The following is an 18,254-nucleotide window of genomic DNA, read 5'->3' as shown; positions in this document are numbered from 1 at the left end:
GAAAACATGCCAATTAAAGTAGTGATTGCAGGTTTTAAAGGGAAGATGGGCCAAGCAGCCTATCACATGGTGTTAGAAGACCCCGAGCTTGAACTAGTTGGCTTGATTGACCCCCATGCGTCTGAAAACGAACTGGCAGGTGTTCCAGTCTTTCATGACAAAGAAGGTGTTTTGTCGCTGGATGCGGATGTGTGGATTGACTTCACCATCCCTAAAGTGGCGTATGAACATACCCGCTTTGCTTTGGAGCATGGACTAGCGCCTGTGGTTGGGACAACTGGATTTACAACAGAAGAAATCACTGATTTGATTGAATTGTCTCGTGAGAAGAATCTTGGAGGCCTCATCGCGCCAAACTTTGCTATAGGAGCAGTTTTGCTCATGCAATTTGCAGCACAGGCAGCTAAGTATTTCCCGAATGTAGAGATTATCGAGTTGCATCATGATAAGAAGAAGGATGCACCGAGTGGGACTGCTGTGAAGACAGCTGAGCTGATCAGTCAGGTCCGTCAACCACAAGAGCAGGGAGCGCCAGATGAAGAAGAGAGTCTTCCAGGTGCTCGAGGTGCTAACTACCAAGGCATGCACATCCATTCGGTTCGTTTGCCTGGTCTGGTAGCTCACCAAGAAGTAATTTTCGGTAGTCAAGGAGAAGGATTGACCTTACGCCACGATTCCTACGATCGGGTGTCCTTCATGACAGGGGTCAATCTAGGAGTAAAAGAAGTAGTCAAGCGTCATGAGCTTGTCTATGGTTTAGAACATCTATTATGAGATTAAAAAAACTGCCTTCTGAATTTCAGGAGGCTTTGCCAATATTAGAAAAGATTCGAAAAGCTGGATATGAAGCTTATTTCGTCGGGGGCTCTGTACGGGATGCCATTTTAGGTCGTCCCATCCACGATGTAGACATTGCCTCCTCCTCTTACCCGGAAGAGACCAAGGCTATTTTCGAGCGGACCATTGATGTCGGGATTGAACACGGGACGGTCTTAGTTCTTGAGAATCATCAAGAATATGAAATTACCACTTTTCGAACAGAGGATGTCTACGTCGACTTTCGAAGACCTAGTGGAGTTACTTTCGTCCGTTCCTTAGAAGAAGATCTCAAGCGCCGCGATTTTACCGTCAATGCCTTTGCCTTGAGTGAGGAAGGGGAAATTATTGACCTCTTCAACGGACTTGAAGATTTGGAAAATCGGGTTTTGCGCGCTGTTGGTGTGGCGACAGAACGCTTTAACGAAGATGCCCTTCGGATCATGCGTGGTTTTCGCTTTCAGGCCAGTCTTGGATTTGATCTAGAAGAAGCAACCTTTAAGGCTATGACAGATTGCGCTCCCTTGTTGGAGAAAATCTCTGTTGAGCGAGTCTTTATTGAGTTGGATAAGCTCCTCTTAGCTCCTTTTTGGCGCAAGGGATTGGAAGGTGTGATTGCTAGCAAAAGCTATCAGTACCTCCCTCTCTTACAAAACAGCCAATCGTCACTAGAGAAACTGTTCCAGTTGTCCATGGACTATACCTTTACGAGTTCTGAGCAAGCTTGGGCTGCTTTACTCTTGACCTTAGATGAGAATAAGGTCTCTGCTTTCTTCAAGAAATGGAAAACCTCTCGTGACTTCGCTAAGAAGGTGGAACAGTTTGTTGAAATCTACCGCTTGCGTGAAAAGGCTAGTTTAAATCGTCGGGATGTCTATCGCTATGACCGTAGACTTCTCTTGTTAGCGGAAGAACTGCGTCAGGCTCATGGATTGCCCGTAGATTTCCAAATCATCGAAGAATTGTATGATTCTCTAGCTATTCATGATAAGCACGAAATCGTGGTCAATGGTGGGATGTTGATGAAGGAATATGGCTTAAAACCAGGTCCAGATCTAGGACAAGTGCTTTCTGCTATTGAATGGGCCATTGTAGATGGTGAATTAGAGAATGACAAACAAGCCATTGGTGATTTTTTGAGCCGCTATCTTGAAGCCGAGAAGGGGGAAGTATGAGCGATTTTATTGTTGAAAAACTAACCAAGTCCGTCGGGGATAAGACGGTCTTTAAAGATATTTCTTTTATCATTCATGAGCTGGATCGGATTGGACTAATCGGGGTCAATGGGACAGGTAAAACCACTCTCTTAGATGTTTTGTCTGGTCGTGCAGGCTATGATGGAGATCGTTCTCCTTTTTCTGCAAAGAATGATTATAAGATTGGTTATCTGACCCAAGAACCTCAATTTGATGATAGCAAGACGGTCCTCGATACAGTTTTGTCAGAAGATGTGAAAGAGCTCCGATTGATTCGTCAATATGAGTTGTTGACGAGCCAGTACGATGAGAGCCAGCAAGCGAAACTGGAAAAAGTCATGGCAGAGATGGACTCTCTCAATGCTTGGGAAATCGAAAGCCAAGTCAAAACAGTCCTGACCAAATTGGGGATTCAGGATTTGTCTGCTAAGGTGGGGAGTTTGTCTGGTGGACTGCGGCGCCGTGTCCAGCTAGCACAGGTTCTCTTGGGAGACCATGATTTGTTGCTGTTAGATGAGCCGACCAACCATCTGGATATTGATACCATCGAATGGTTGACCAATTTCCTTAAGAACTCTAAGAAAACCGTACTTTTCATCACCCATGACCGTTATTTCTTGGACAATATTTCAACTCGTATTTTCGAATTGGACCGTGCTGGTCTTGTCGAATACCAAGGAAATTATCAGGATTACGTTCGCTTAAAAGCTGAGCAGGACGAACGGGATGCGGCTCTTCTTCACAAGAAGCAACAACTCTATAAACAAGAATTGACCTGGATGCGTCGCCAACCGCAGGCGCGTGCTACTAAGCAACAGGCTCGGATCAATCGTTTCCACGACCTCAAAAAGGACCTATCTCACCAGGTTACAGAAACAGATCTAGAAATGTCCTTTGAAACCAGTCGAATCGGTAAGAAAGTCATCGAATTTCAAGATGTCGATTTCGCCTATGATCAAGGACCGATTCTGCAGCGGTTTAATCTATTGGTTCAAAACAAAGATCGGATTGGTATTGTAGGAGATAATGGAGTTGGGAAGTCAACCTTGCTCAACCTCATTGCTGGGAAACTTCAACCAACTGCTGGGAAGGTCATTATTGGAGAAACGGTACGGATTGCCTACTTCTCGCAACAGATCGAAGGCTTGGACGAAAGCAAGCGGATGATTAACTTCCTGCAAGAAGTGGCGGAAGAAGTCAAGACCAGCGCAGGATCTACCTCAATCGCTGAATTGCTGGAGCAATTTCTCTTCCCTCGTTCGACCCACGGCACCTTGATTGAAAAACTATCTGGTGGTGAGAAGAAACGCTTGTATCTTTTGAAGCTCCTCATTGAAAAACCAAATGTCTTGCTTTTAGACGAGCCGACCAATGATTTGGATATCGCGACCTTGACAGTGTTAGAGAATTTCCTACAAGGATTCGGCGGTCCGGTCATCACGGTTAGTCACGACCGTTATTTCCTAGACAAGGTTGCTTCTAAGATTCTAGCTTTTGAAAATGGTGGCATTCGTGAGTTCTTTGGAAATTATACGGATTACCTAGATGAGAAAAAGTTTGAGCTAGAAATGGTTGCTGAAAGTAGCAAGCCTGAAAAAGAAAAGGTAGTCAAAGTCCGAGAAGAAAAGAAACGGATGAGCTACCAGGAAAAGCAGGAGTGGGCGACTATTGAGAGTGAGATCGAAGAGATTGAAAACAAGATTGCAACCATCGAGGCTGAGATGAATGAGAATGGTTCTGACTTCGGTAAGTTGTCCAGTCTCCAGCGTCAGATGGATGAAGAAAACGAGCGGCTCTTAGCCAAGTACGAACGGTATGAGTACTTGAGTGAGCTGGCAGAAAACTAAAGGAGGAAGGATGCACCATATTAGTAAATACAGTCTTTTGCTGTCATCATTTTTATTCTGTGGCATTGGTTTTGTTCTTTTTGTAAATCCAATCGAAAAAATTGCCACCTTTAGTTGGTTGATTTCTCTGGGCTTTTTCTTGATTTCAGTTTCGCGTTTGTCGCGTTACTATCGTCTACGGACCCAAGCGACCTTGTCGGATCCCTATTTATTTCAAAGCGTGGTCTCGCTAGTCTTTGCAGTCTATCTCTTGCTATATGGCTATAAGACCTTGCCGATTGTCTTTCCGATTACACTTGGAATTTGGCTCTTGTATAAGTCTGCCTTGAGTTTGAAAAAAGCCCATTACCTATCCAAACGATCTGAAGAATTATCCAAGAAGTTTACATTTTGGGGGCTGATTGAGCTGTTTATAGGTTTATTTCTCATTGTCAGTCCACTATCTATTAGTATCTTCTTGTTACATATTTTGGGCTTGTTCTTCTTCGTGATTGGGGTCCAATCCTTGAGGCTCTTTTTAAAACTTCATAACGAAGAGTAATGAACTCCTGTCTGTGTTTTTGCAGACAGGTTCTTTTTTTGTAAATGAAATTGAGAGAATTCTTGAAAAACAATTGAAACCCTTTTCACATTTTGGTATACTAGTGTCAAGAGAATAGGAACAAAGGAGTGTAAAATGTCCAAAAAAATTATTGGTATTGACTTAGGTGGAACATCTGTCAAATTTGCCATTTTGACGCAAGAAGGAGAGATTCAAGAGAAGTGGTCTATCAAGACCAACATCCTCGACGAAGGAAGTCACATCGTTCCTGATATCATCGCTTCCATCAAACACCGCTTGGAATTGTTGAACTTATCCGCAGAAGATTTTATTGGAATCGGGATGGGTTCTCCTGGTGCAGTGGATCGCTTCGAAGGAACTGTCGTTGGAGCCTACAACCTCAACTGGAAAACTGTACAGCCTATCAAGAAAGATATTGAATCTGCCTTGGGAATTCCTTTCTTCATCGATAATGATGCCAACGTAGCTGCCCTTGGTGAACGTTGGAAAGGTGCTGGTGAAAACCAACCGGATGTCGTCTTCATGACACTTGGAACTGGTGTTGGTGGCGGTATCGTAGCAGAAGGAAAACTCTTGCACGGTGCAGGTGGTGTTGCTGGTGAACTTGGCCATATCACAGTTGATTTTGATCGTCCATTTGATTGTACCTGTGGTAAGAAAGGTTGCTTGGAAACAGTAGCTTCAGCAACTGGTATTGTCAATTTGACCCGCCGTTATGCAGATGAATACGCAGGAGATGCGACCTTGAAACGTCTCATTGATGATGGCGAAGAAGTCACAGCTAAGACAGTCTTTGATCTTGCTAAAGATGGAGATGAGTTGGCCTTGATTGTCTACCGTCATTTCTCTCAATACTTGGGTATTGCTTGCGCCAACATCGCTAGTGTCTTGAACCCAGCCAACATTGTCATCGGTGGTGGTGTATCAGCAGCAGGCCAATTCCTCTTGGATGGGGTTCAAAAGGTCTTTGATGAAAATACCTTCCCACAAGTCCGTACGTCAACCCAATTGGTGCTTGCTAATCTTGGAAATGATGCAGGAGTTATTGGGGCTGCATCACTTGTCCTACAATAGAATCATACAGAAAGAGTTCTAAATTGAATTATTTGGGACTCTTTTTATTTATCCTGTGTTATAATGTAGGTATTACAGTATTTAAGGAGATTGAATGACAAAAGCAGATATCCTTTTTAAAGAAAATATTCGAAGAATTATGGAAGAAGGCGTCTGGTCTGAGCAAGCTCGGCCCAAGTACAAGGATGGCACAACAGCCAATTCCAAGTACATCACTGGGGCTTTTATGGAGTTTGATCTGGCCAAGGGCGAGTATCCTATTACAACTCTTCGTCCTATTGCCATCAAGTCCGCCATAAAGGAAATGCTCTGGATTTACCAGGACCAGTCCAATAGTTTAGAGCTCCTAAATGACAAGTATCAGGTCCACTACTGGAATGATTGGGAAGTGGGAGACACGGGAACGATTGGGGAGCGCTATGGTGCTGTCGTTAAAAAACACGACATCATCAACAAGATTCTCAAACAACTAGAAGCCAATCCTTGGAATCGTCGCAATATCATTTCTCTCTGGGACTATCAAGCCTTTGAAGAGTCAGAAGGGCTCTTACCTTGTGCCTTTCAAACCATGTTTGATGTGCGTCGTGTCAACGGGGAAATCTATCTGGATGCGACCTTGACCCAACGTTCGAATGATATGTTGGTGGCGCACCATATCAATGCCATGCAGTATGTAGCCCTTCAGATGATGATCGCCAAGCACTTTGGCTGGAAGGTTGGCAAGTTCTTTTACTTTATCAACAACTTGCACATCTATGATAACCAATTCGAACAGGCAGAGGAATTGCTCCGACGCGAGCCTTCGGATTGCCAGCCTCGTTTGGTCTTGAACGTACCAGATGGCACTAATTTCTTTGAAATCAAAGCTGAGGATTTTGTACTGGAGGACTATGATCCTGTCAAACCTCAGTTGAAGTTTGATTTGGCAATCTAGAAATGCTACTTAGAAACACAATATAAATAGGAAGAATGTTATGATTTTTTCATAAAAATGGATTCTACTTCCTATTTTTTAAATCTACCGATTAGTAGTATCATCAAATTTTTAAAAAATGATTAGTTTTTTGAGTCATTTCGCTTTGATAATTTAAATTAATCTGATAGAATATATAAGGTTTAAAATATAGGCCAATAAATTAGCTTATTAATTGTAAAAAAATTATGGAGGATTATAATGGGCAAGGATTTATTTAATGATCGCATTAGCAGATTTTCGATTCGTAAATTGAATGTCGGAGTTTGCTCTGTCCTTTTAGGAACACTCGTAATGGTTGGTACAGCTTCTAGCGTAGCAGCCGAAGAAAACGCAGAGAACCCAACAACTGTTGCAACAACAGAAGAAGCGGTTCAACCTGCAACAACAACTGAAGCAACTACTACAACAAGTGAAGCTTCAACTTCAGCTAAAACTTACAATGCTGAAGCACCAGTAACTGCAGCAGGTGCAACACCAACAACTACTGAACCAACAACTGCAGCTACTACTGAAGATAAAGCGGCTGTAGCAACTCCTGCAGCAACAGAAGCTTCAACAAACCCTAACAACAAGGCAACTGAAGCAGCTGCAACAGATAAGAAAGAAGAAGTGGCTGCAGGTGTCGCAGCTCCAGCTACTGAAACTCCTGCTGTAACAGCAGAAACTTCTGGTGGTAAACGTAGTAAACGTACTCGTCGTGCAATCGGGGATCCTAATGACGAAAGCTTGATCGGGGATGACGTTGAAGACGCAACTTCAACTCCAAAAGTTGAAAAACCAGGCTTTACAACAGATCTTGATGCCAAATCTATGACTAGCCAGATTACTTGGTTGGACTTTGGAGATGTAGCCAACTGGACAGGGGCAAAAACAGTCATTGTCCCTAAAAATGACCAATTTCCTGATAAAGATTTAGAAGAAAAACTAGCTCTTCAAGTTGGGGCTACTTATACCAAGGAAATCATGCCTGGCTATGTAGTTACGGTAAAAGTCAAATCCTTGAAGCCTTTCCAAGCGACTGAAATCTACAAAAAACGGATGGAAGAGCAAGGGGCTACAGAAGCTGAAAAAGCAACCTATGATCCAAATGCAAAAAATGGCTATGTAAGTGGTGTTACTTCAAAAGGGGCTAAAAAAGCTTTTAATGATGGCGAAGAAGCCGACGTTGTCGCTGATGCTCAAAACAATTGGACTGAAATTAAACTTGAAAACGTTGATACGAAAGCCAAGAAGACTACCATGGGTTCAGCTATGAATGGTGGAAATATTGGGGTTCAGTTTGAAATCTCTGCAACCTTCCGTGGCAAGACAGTGAAGCCAGCTGTTGTCATGGCTGATGGCGAGTCTGCTAACCCTGGTGAATTTGTTATGTTCACTACCAACGGACAAGGTTGGCAGCACATTGGGGAATGGAAGAAGTTTAACAAACCAGCCACCTCTGTTCCTTATCAACCACAAGATACAGACAACCTTTTGGGACCTAAACCTAAATATAATAACATTAACCTAAGACAACTTCGTGATTCTACTCAAGTTGGACCAGAAAAGAAACCAGTAGCTTGGAAATATTTCGGAAATCCTGACCAAGTTACAGGTGGTCTAGGAACTGGTATCTTTGGACCAAACATTTCTCAAGGTAATTACACAGTTCCACTCGTAATGACGCGTGGAGCATCTGAAGTGGGACTTTATATCGCTTCAGGTGGTAAACAGTCTGCTATGCTAGGATTCTTCCCACTTGATGAAGGGGATGCTCCTGAGTCATATGGTAAGGCAGTCCATACCATTGCAACTGTAGATGGCGTTACTGGAGCTAAAGTAAATCAACCGTATCTTGGTAACGTGAGTCCTGATATGGATGAAAACACGACTCTTGACTGGTTCGGTGATGATAAGGCAACAACAGCCGATGAAGGAATTGACCAATTGCTTCCGGATGAACTCAAAGGGACAACCAATGAGATGATCAAGATGGATCGTACACGTCCAGGGAACTACAAGATGTCAGTTCAAGCCCATTTGGATGGAGCTTCAGAAGCACATATCTATGGTTGGGTAGACTTTAACCAAAATGGTAAATTCGATGAGGATGAACGCTCAAATCTCGCTACAATCACACAAGATGGCACTGTTGAGTTGACCTTCGCCAACAGCAAAACTTTTATTGATCCTAGCGTCAACGAGCTTGGTGCTCGTGTCCGTATTGCTAAGAAAGCTACTGAGATTGAAAGCCCAACGGGTATGGCCTTTTCAGGGGAAGTAGAAGACTTCAAGACTCAAATCACCCATCCACCAAAAGGGGAATTTAAGGAAACTTCTGGTCCTCAAGCTACTAAACAAACAGCAACAGTAACCTTTACAGCTCGTGGTGAACACAAGTATCAACGTAACTCTCAGGCAGTCATCGACGAAACTGTAGAACCATACATCGTTGATAAAGATGGCAACCGTGCAACGCTTGATGCTGAAGGTTACTATGTCGTCCCAGGTCAAGGGAAATACAAGATTACTGCCAATGGTAAAGACGTAGACGTTGAGTTTATCCCAGAAGATAACTTCCTAGGAACTGCAGATGGTATCTCTATCCGTCGTGTAGATAATAATGGCTATGACACTGGTTGGTCAACAAAATTCCCAGATCAAGAACCAAACATTAATGGTCAGTTGAATACTATGGATGGTCAATACGTTCCAACAGTCACTCCAATTGAAATTGAAGGGGTTGACAAAACTTCGACTGATGTTCAAGGGGCAACTCAAAAAGAAACACCTACCTTTAATACAACTGCTACTAACTTAAATGGTGATAAGATTGAAATCACTCCAAGTGCAGAATACCCGGCTAAGTTGGTAGATCCAGCTACAGGTCGCACGACTGATGCGACATCTGTAACAGTTGAAGGGGAAGGAACTTATACGATTAATCCTTCAACTGGAGAAGTAACCTTCACTCCAGAACCAAGCTTTACTGGTACAGCTAAAGGTGTGGAAGTTACATTGTCAGCGCCAGTTGGACGTAATAAAGACGGTAAGGTTCAAAAGGAGTACGTTAAGACAGCTACAGCTAAGTACACACCAACTGTAACTCCAATTGCTATCACTCCAACAGACAAGGTTTCTGAGGATATCCAAAACGTTCCACAAACTCAAACTCCTACATTTGAGTTGAGCAACGATAAGACTGCGAAAATCACAAGTAAGAAATTGGTAGACCCAGCAACTGGTCAACCTACTGATGAAACTACTGTGACAGTAGAAGGTGAAGGAACATATTCAATTGATCCTACTACAGGTGCGGTAACCTTCACTCCTGAGAAAGACTTTGTCGGAACTGCTAAAGGGGTTAAAGTTCAAGCAACTGCGACTGTTACAAATGCTAATGGTAAAACTGCAACTATCACTTCTGATGCAAGCTACACACCTACTGTAAAAGCAGCTGTACCAACAGCAGATCCAGCTACATCTAAAGATATCCAAGGTGCTACTCAAACAGGTAAACCAACCTTTGCGGGTACAACTGTTTCTGTAAATGGTGAAGACAAAGAAATCACTATTAAAGATAACAGCTACACACTTTTGGATAAAGATGGTAACGAAGTTTCAACTACAACAGCTTACGCGGAAGATGGAACAACACCAATCGGTACATTCACGATCGACCCAGCAACTGGTGCTGTAACCTTCACACCAACTGATAAGTCTTACACAGGTAAAGTAACGCCAGTTAAGGTTCAAGCTGAGAGCTCAAACGGAATCAAGGTTGATACAACTTACACTCCAGAGATTGTTCCAGTAACACCAACTGCAACACCAGCAGAAACAAAAGACATCCAAGGTGCCACTCAAACAGGTAAGCCTGAATTCAAGGGTGGTACAGTTGAAGTTAACGGTGTTGAAAAGACTGTTGAAATCAACGAAGATGTTCCAGCGAAATTTGATGACGGTTCAACAACTAAGACAGTAGAAGGTGTTGGTACTTACACAGTAGCTCCAGATGGAACAGTAACATTTGTACCAGAAAAATCATTTGTCGGAACTGCACCAGCTGTAACCGTTGTCCGTGAAGATAAGAACGGAACTAAAGCCTCTGCGACCTACACACCAACTGTAACTCCTGTTAAACCAACTGCTACACCAGCAGAAACAACAGATATTCAAGGTGCCACTCAAACAGGTAAACCTGTATTTACTGAAGGCGATAGCCGTGTGCCAATCAACGAAGATGTTCCAGCAACATTCGACGATGGATCAACCACTAAGACAGTAGAAGGTGTTGGTACATACACAGTAGCAGCAGACGGTACTGTTACATTTGTACCAGAAAAATCATTTGTCGGAACTGCACCAGCCGTGACAGTTGTCCGCGAAGATAAGAACGGAACAAAAGCATCTGCAACCTACACACCAACTGTAACTCCTGTTAAACCAACTGCTACACCAGCAGAAACAACAGATATTCAAGGTGCCACTCAAACAGGTAAACCTGAATTTACTGCAGGTGATAGCCGTGTACCAATCAACAAGGATGTTCCAGCAACATTCGACGACGGTTCAACAACGAAGACCGTTGAAGGTGTTGGGACATACACAGTAGCAGCAGACGGTACAGTTACATTTGTACCAGAAAAATCATTCGTCGGAACTGCACCAGCAGTGACAGTTGTCCGTGAAGATAAGAACGGAACAAAAGCTTCTGCAACTTATACACCAACTGTAACTCCTGTAACACCAACAGCTGAAGATGTGACTTCAACTGATAAACAAGGTCAAACACAAACAGGAACACCAACCTTTACACCAGGTAACCCAAGTGTACCAATGGATGATGAAGTCCCTGCAACCTTTGAAGATGGCTCAACAACTAAGACAGTTGAAGGAGAAGGAACTTACACAGTAGCACCAGACGGAACAGTAACTTTTGTACCAGAAAAATCATTTACTGGAACAGGTACAGGCGTAACTGTGAAACGCGTTGATAAGAACGGTACTCCAGTTACAGCTAAGTACACACCAACTGTAACTCCGGTAACACCAGAAGCAACACCAGCTGAATCAGAAGCTCCTCAAGGTGTGGTACAAACTGGAACTGTAACCTTCACAGAAGGTGATCCAGTTGCACCAATCGACAAGGATACCATTACTCTTCTTGATGAAAATGGCCAACCAGCTGCATCAGTAGTTGCTAAATCGCCAGAAGGTAAAGAAATCGGTACTTTCACAGTTGATAAAGAAACAGGTGTTGTAACCTTCACACCAACTGATAAATCATATTCAGGTGATGTCGTTCCAGTTAAGGTTCAAGCCAAGGATGCAAATGGCACTCCAGCTGAAACAACATACACTCCTAAGATTACTCCAGTTGTTCCAACTGCTGATCCTGCAACATCTACAGATATCCAAGGGAAAACACAAACAGGTACACCAAGCTTCACACCTGGTAACCCTGCAATCCCAATGGATGATGATGTGCCAGCAACCTTTGAAGATGGATCTACTACGAAGACAATTCCAGGAGAAGGAACTTACACAGTTGCTCCAGACGGAACAGTAACCTTCGTACCTGAGAAATCATTCACAGGTACAGGTACAGGCGTAACAGTGAAACGTGTTGATAAGAACGGTACTCCAGTTACTGCAACATACACACCAACAGTAACACCGGTAACACCAACAGGTACTCCAGCAGTATCTACTGATGTACAAGGTGCAACTCAAACAGGTAAACCTGAATTCACTGAAGGTGACAGCCGTGTACCAATGAACGATGAAGTTCCAGCAACATTTGATGATGGCTCAACTACGAAGACAGTTGAAGGTGTTGGTACTTATACTGTAGCCCCAGATGGAACAGTAACCTTCGTACCTGAGAAATCATTTGTCGGAACTGCACCAGCAGTGACAGTGGTTCGTGAAGATGTGAACGGAACAAAAGCTTCTGCGACCTACACACCAACTGTAACTCCTGTAACACCAACAGCTGAACCTGCAACTTCTACAGATATCCAAGGTCAAACACAATCTGGTAAACCAAGCTTCACGCCTGGTAACCCAAGTGTGCCAATGGATGATGAAGTTCCAGCAACCTTCGAAGATGGTTCAACAACTAAAGTTATTCCAGGTGAAGGAACTTACACAGTAGCACCAGATGGAACTGTTACTTTCGTACCAGAAAAATCATTCACAGGAACAGGTACAGGCGTAACTGTGAAACGTGTTGATAAGAACGGTACACCAATTACCGCTACTTACACACCAACTGTAACACCAGTTACTCCAACAGGTGAACCAGTTACTTCAATTGGTAAGAAGGGTGCCACTCAAACAGGTAAACCAACCTTCACAGAAGGTGATAGCCGTGTACCAATGAATGACCAAGTTCCAGCAACCTTTGAAGATGGATCAACTACGAAGACAATTCCAGGTGTTGGTACTTACATAGTAGCAGCAGACGGAACCGTAACCTTCACTCCAGAACCTGAATTTACAGGAACTGCACCAGCAGTGACAGTGGTTCGTGAAGATGTGAACGGAACAAAAGCTTCTGCAACTTACACACCAACTGTTCTTCCAATCACTAAATTTGTTGATAAAGAAGGTAAAGAAATCCCAGGATATCCTACAGTTGATGGAGAAGAGCCAAAAGCTGAAATTCCAGGTTACCGCTTCGTTGAAACCAAGAAATTACCAAACGGTGATACAGAGCACGTCTACGAGAAAGTTACTACTTCACACGTAGATGAAAATGGAAATCCAATTCCTGGTTATCCAACAGAAGATGGTGAGCAACCGAAGAAAGATATTCCAGGTTACGAGTTTGTGAAGACGATTGTAGATGAGAACGGTAATACACAACACATCTACAAGAAGACGGTGACACCAACTCCAACACCAACTCCAACACCAACTCCGGTTCCTACACCAACTCCAGCTCCAACTCCAGCTCCAACTCCGGTTCCTACACCGGCACCAACTCCGGATCCAGTTCCAACGCCAGATCCAAAACCAGTTCCAGAAACTAAGGAAACTAAATTCATCAATCCATCTGATGAAACAGCAGTTCTTCCTGAAACTGGTACAGAGGAAACTTCTAAAACTGGTCTTGCTATTCTTAGCGCTTTGACAGGTCTCTCATTATTCGGACTTGCTAAACGCAAAAAAGAAGACTAAGATTTAGGATTTGTCTCATCAAAACCGCGAGAAATCGCGGTTTTTTTGACGGAAAAAATAGAAAGTTTTGATGGAGGAACCAATAGTTGGAAACTGTCTTTTCTAGAAAAATTTGATAAAATAGTAGTATCAGTGTAAAGGATGTAAGAATGAGTAAGAAAGTAATTGGCATTTGGGCTCAGACAAAAAATGGAGTGATTGGTAAGGATCAGGTTATGCCTTGGCATTTACCAGCTGAATTGCAGCACTTTAAACAAACGACATCGGGCCATGCGATCCTTATGGGGAGAGTTACCTACGAAGGATTAAACAAACGCGTCCTGCCAAATCGGACCAATATCATTCTCTCTAGAGATGACAAGTATGATGTAGAGAATGAAAAGGTCTTGTTAAAAACCTCCGTAGAGGATGTTTTAGACTGGTATAGGAATCAGGATCAGTCGCTCTTTATTATCGGTGGGGAGAAGGTGATTCGCCTTTTCGAGCCTTATCTAGAGGAGCTCTACCAGACTGTCATCGATGCCCAATTGGAAGGAGATACCTATTTCCCAGAAGACTTCCATTGGGATCAGTTCCAGTTACTAGACGAGCGCACGATTGAAAAAGACGAAAAAAACCCTTATGACTTTACCATTAGACATTTTGAAAGAAAGGAAGACTAGTTCATGGAACGTAGTATCTTTGGCTTTTTTACAGCCGTTTTATGCGTGATTTGCCTAGTATGTGCTTCTCAGACCCTTCGGAAGAAGCGCTATGGCTTAGCCACCCTCTTCTTATTAAATGCCTTTACCAATCTTGTGAATTCGATTCACGCCTTTTATATGACTTTATTTAAATAAATTACAAACAGACTATAGAATCGGGAGAAGAAAATGCCTACAAATCAATCAAACGATATGATGGTTTATTGTTCGTTTTGTGGTAAGAACCAAGACGAAGTACAGAAGATTATCGCTGGAAATAATGCCTTTATCTGTAATGAATGTGTTGAGTTAGCTCAAGAAATCATTCGAGAAGAATTAGCTGAGGAAGTCTTGGCAGACCTTTCAGAGGTTCCAAAACCAATCGAACTTCTCAATATCCTTAACCACTATGTCATCGGTCAGGATCGTGCGAAACGAGCGCTAGCAGTAGCAGTCTACAATCACTACAAACGGATTAACTTCCACGAAAATCGTGAAGAAGACAACGATGTGGACCTTCAAAAATCAAACATTTTGATGGTTGGGCCTACAGGTTCAGGAAAAACTTTCTTGGCTCAAACTCTTGCTAAGAGCTTGAATGTTCCATTTGCCATTGCAGATGCGACAGCCTTGACAGAAGCGGGTTATGTCGGAGAAGACGTTGAAAACATCCTTCTGAAGCTCTTGCAAGCAGCTGACTTCAATATTGAGCGTGCAGAACGTGGCATCATCTATGTTGATGAAATCGATAAGATTGCTAAGAAGAGTGAGAACGTCTCTATCACCCGCGATGTATCTGGTGAAGGGGTTCAACAGGCTCTCTTGAAGATCATCGAAGGAACTGTAGCCAGTGTGCCACCTCAAGGCGGACGTAAGCACCCACAACAAGAAATGATCCAAGTCGATACCAAGAACATCCTCTTCATCGTCGGTGGAGCCTTTGATGGGATCGAAGAAATCGTGAAGCAACGTCTGGGTGAGAAGATCATCGGATTTGGTCAAAATAACAAAGCCATCGATGAATCAAGCTCTTATATGCAAGAAATCGTTGCAGAAGATATCCAAAAATTCGGTATTATCCCTGAGTTAATCGGTCGTCTTCCAGTTCTTGCTGCATTAGAGCAATTGACAGTGGATGACTTGGTTCGTATTTTGAAAGAACCAAAAAACGCCTTGGTGAAACAATACCAAGCTCTCTTATCCTTTGACGACGTTGAATTGGAATTTGATGACGAAGCACTTGAAGAAATTGCAAGCAAAGCCATCGAACGCAAGACTGGTGCTCGCGGACTACGCTCCATCATCGAAGAAACTATGTTGGATGTGATGTTTGAAGTCCCAAGTCAAGAAGACGTTAAATTGGTTCGGATCACCAAAGAAGCAGTTAACGGAACTGAAAAACCAATTTTAGAAACTGCCTAGAAAGAAATTCTATGAAAGTAAATACTCATAATGCGAATATTCTCTTGAGTGCTACCAATAAAAGCCATTATCCTCAAGATGATATCCCAGAAGTTGCACTTGCCGGTCGATCAAATGTCGGCAAGTCTTCTTTTATTAATACCATGCTAAATCGCAAAAACTTGGCCCGTACATCAGGAAAACCAGGAAAAACACAATTATTGAACTTTTTCAATATCGATGACAAACTTCGTTTTGTTGATGTACCTGGCTATGGATATGCTCGTGTCTCTAAAAAAGAACGCGAGAAATGGGGCAAAATGATTGAGGAATATCTGACATCGAGAGAGAATTTAAGAGCTGTTATTAGCTTGGTTGATCTTCGTCATGAACCCTCGGCAGATGATGTCCAGATGTACGAGTTTTTAAAATATTACGAGATCCCTGTTATCTTAGTTGCGACCAAAGCCGACAAAATTCCAAGGGGAAAATGGAACAAGCATGAATCCATGATCAAGAAGAAATTGGATTTTGATAAAACAGATACTTTTATCATCTTTTCATCCGTTAATAAAACGGGAGTAGAAGAAGCTTGGGATGCAATTTTTGACTATAGTTTTTCGGAATAAATCGTATTATTACTGACCTGTTATTTATTTGTTTGATTTATCTCGATATTGTAATTAAAATGTAATATTGAACTCAACAATTTAATGCTTTTCTGTGCTATAATCATCTTAAAGAGTTTTCATTAAAACATCAGGAGATTATCGCATTGAAAAAATTACTAAATAAATCGAAATTGATTGGATCCTTAGTGGCTCTGGTAGCTGTAGGAACAGTAGCGGCAGCCATGAGTGAACATGTGGGAAATGTTGGGGCTAATGATGAAGCTTATTCTCAATATGCAGATCCAACAGAAGCCTTCATCTCACAAATCGGTGAATCTGCTCGCCAACTAGGTCAAGAAAATGATCTGTATGCATCTGTTATGATTGCTCAAGCCATCTTAGAAAGTGGAGCTGGTCAATCTGGTTTGTCATCTTATCCACACTACAACCTTTTTGGTATTAAAGGTAGTTATGCTGGTCAATCAGCTGTGATGCAGACGTGGGAAGATGACGGTAATGGAAATGCCTATACCATCAACGATGCTTTCCGTTCATACCCTAGCTACTATGAATCATTGCAAGACTATGTTGCCGTTTTAAAACAAGGTCACTTTGCAGGAGCTTGGAAGAGCAATACAACAAGTTACCAGGATGCAACAGCTGCTTTAACAGGTGTCTATGCTACTGATACAAGTTACTATGCAAAATTGAACCATATCATCGAAGCATACAATTTGACTCAGTATGATTCACCAAGTGTATATGGTGGGTATGAAGGCACGGTCTACAACCCTTATCGCCAACAATACACAACTCAAGAGATCTTGAACTTGGATATCGCTTGGGCAAATCGTTTCTTATAAGATATGAATTAAATTGAATGATAAACAGGCCGTTAAGGTCTGTTTTTTCTTATATTCGTGTTAAATCGTTTTTTATATAGAACACAGTATTTTTACTAATATTTTTCTGAAAACCTTTTCAGAAAGTTGGAACTATGATATAATGAAGAAGTTCACAAATTCAATATATAAGGAGATTCAGATGGGAGAATCAAATTTTGTTCTTAAAGTAGAAGCAGCATGTCAGAAGAAGGAAGAACTGTATACTGCTTCTAAAGCTCGGTATGCTGTTCGCTCTATGTTTGCGGGTGCATTTCTCACAATGAGTACAGCAGTTGGGATTGTGGGTGCAGATTTGCTCAATACCTTTTTGCCAGGTTCCGGTCGTTTCTTGTTCCCATTTATTTTTGCCTGGGGATTGGTTTATTTACTATTCTTAAATAGTGAACTAACGACTTCAAATATGATGTACCTAACAGCTGGAGTTTATCTTAAGAAGATAAATTGGAAGAAAGCTTTAGAAATTCTACTATATTGTACATTCTTTAATTTAGTTGGTGCTTTGTTCCTGGCATTTCTCTTCAGTCAGACAAGTGCTTTTGCTAATCTGAATCCAAAAGGCTTCCTTGGTTCAGTTGTAGAGATGAAGCTCCAACGTTCCAATCAATTGGTCTTCTTTGAAGGAGTGATTGCTAACATCTTCGTTAACATAGCAATCTTGTCCTACCTTTTCTTCAAAGATGAAACAGCGAAAGTTCTGATGGCTTTGTCAGCTATTTATATGTTTGTTTTCCTTACCAATGAACACATCGCGGCAAACTTTGCTTCTTTCTCATTAGCTACTTTTAACTCTATTTCGAAAGATTTGCCTCACTTAGAGTTCTTCAATGTGCTTCGTCATTATGCTGTCACCTTTGTAGGGAACTGGGTAGGTGGAGGAGTGATCATGGGCTTAGCCTATGCATGGCTCAATCGTACCAAGACTATCTATAAAGATTAACTATTTTTAAAAAAAGTTTGCAAAAATACTTGCATTCTTTTTTTTTATGTGATACACTAAATAACGGTTTGAAAAAACT

The 18,254-nt window shown here is 42.1% G+C and carries 13 protein-coding genes and 1 other annotated feature (1 of these 14 cut by a window edge); all 13 genes read left to right on the top strand.

What is annotated here, in order from left to right; translation table 11 throughout:
• The first annotated feature begins 6 nt into the window (after nt 1-6).
• The 13 genes from dapB (at nt 7) to ADH27_RS04615 (ending at nt 18,175) form a co-directional block, all read left to right on the top strand.
• Nucleotides 7-774 carry a 4-hydroxy-tetrahydrodipicolinate reductase gene (dapB, locus tag ADH27_RS04675; protein WP_048716094.1) on the top strand — a complete coding sequence of 256 codons (768 nt, stop codon included), beginning with the start codon at nt 7-9 and terminating at the stop codon, nt 772-774.
• On the top strand, nt 771-1,991 hold the full coding sequence (locus ADH27_RS04670) for a CCA tRNA nucleotidyltransferase (RefSeq protein WP_048716092.1): 1,221 nt from the start codon (nt 771-773) through the stop codon (nt 1,989-1,991). The genes dapB and ADH27_RS04670 overlap by 4 nt, the downstream gene beginning before the upstream one ends.
• On the top strand, nt 1,988-3,859 hold the full coding sequence (locus tag ADH27_RS04665; RefSeq protein WP_048716090.1) for an ABC-F family ATP-binding cassette domain-containing protein: 1,872 nt from the start codon (nt 1,988-1,990) through the stop codon (nt 3,857-3,859). The genes ADH27_RS04670 and ADH27_RS04665 overlap by 4 nt, the downstream gene beginning before the upstream one ends.
• 10 nt (nt 3,860-3,869) lie before the next feature.
• A complete protein-coding gene (locus tag ADH27_RS04660) occupies nt 3,870-4,400 on the top strand; it encodes a DUF308 domain-containing protein (RefSeq protein WP_048716088.1) in 531 nt (176 codons plus the stop codon).
• Between the two features lie 135 nt (nt 4,401-4,535).
• A complete protein-coding gene (locus ADH27_RS04655) occupies nt 4,536-5,495 on the top strand; it encodes an ROK family glucokinase (protein WP_048716086.1) in 960 nt (319 codons plus the stop codon).
• A gap of 94 nt (nt 5,496-5,589) precedes the next feature.
• Entirely contained in the window at nt 5,590-6,429 is an 840-nt protein-coding gene (locus ADH27_RS04650; RefSeq protein ID WP_048716084.1) for a thymidylate synthase, read from the top strand.
• Nucleotides 6,430-6,669: 240 nt separating this feature from the next.
• The gene (locus tag ADH27_RS04645) at nt 6,670-13,638 is read left to right on the top strand and encodes a CshA/CshB family fibrillar adhesin-related protein (protein ID WP_082160974.1); all 6,969 of its coding nucleotides are present in this window, start codon (nt 6,670-6,672) and stop codon (nt 13,636-13,638) included.
• Nucleotides 13,639-13,787: 149 nt separating this feature from the next.
• Nucleotides 13,788-14,300, top strand: coding sequence for a dihydrofolate reductase (locus ADH27_RS04640; RefSeq protein ID WP_048716082.1), 513 nt, complete (start codon nt 13,788-13,790; stop codon nt 14,298-14,300).
• Nucleotides 14,301-14,303: 3 nt separating this feature from the next.
• The gene (locus ADH27_RS10315) at nt 14,304-14,477 is read left to right on the top strand and encodes a hypothetical protein (protein WP_006596311.1); all 174 of its coding nucleotides are present in this window, start codon (nt 14,304-14,306) and stop codon (nt 14,475-14,477) included.
• A 33-nt stretch (nt 14,478-14,510) separates the two neighbouring features.
• Nucleotides 14,511-15,743 carry an ATP-dependent Clp protease ATP-binding subunit ClpX gene (gene clpX, locus ADH27_RS04630; RefSeq protein WP_048716080.1) on the top strand — a complete coding sequence of 411 codons (1,233 nt, stop codon included), beginning with the start codon at nt 14,511-14,513 and terminating at the stop codon, nt 15,741-15,743.
• 11 nt (nt 15,744-15,754) lie between these two features.
• Entirely contained in the window at nt 15,755-16,351 is a 597-nt protein-coding gene (gene yihA, locus ADH27_RS04625; protein WP_048716078.1) for a ribosome biogenesis GTP-binding protein YihA/YsxC, read from the top strand.
• A 146-nt stretch (nt 16,352-16,497) separates the two neighbouring features.
• The gene (locus tag ADH27_RS04620) at nt 16,498-17,196 is read left to right on the top strand and encodes a glucosaminidase domain-containing protein (protein WP_048716075.1); all 699 of its coding nucleotides are present in this window, start codon (nt 16,498-16,500) and stop codon (nt 17,194-17,196) included.
• 181 nt (nt 17,197-17,377) lie between these two features.
• Nucleotides 17,378-18,175: a formate/nitrite transporter family protein gene (locus ADH27_RS04615; RefSeq protein ID WP_048716073.1), complete on the top strand. Its 798-nt coding sequence runs from the start codon at nt 17,378-17,380 to the stop codon at nt 18,173-18,175.
• Between the two features lie 62 nt (nt 18,176-18,237).
• Nucleotides 18,238-18,254 (top strand) — a sequence feature (ribosomal protein L10 leader region) (it continues 119 nt past the right edge of the window).

This window comes from Streptococcus sp. 343_SSPC (assembly GCF_001072385.1).
GTDB lineage: Bacteria > Bacillota > Bacilli > Lactobacillales > Streptococcaceae > Streptococcus.
Note: the sequence above shows the minus strand (reverse complement) of the source record. Positions and strands in the feature narration are given on the sequence as shown.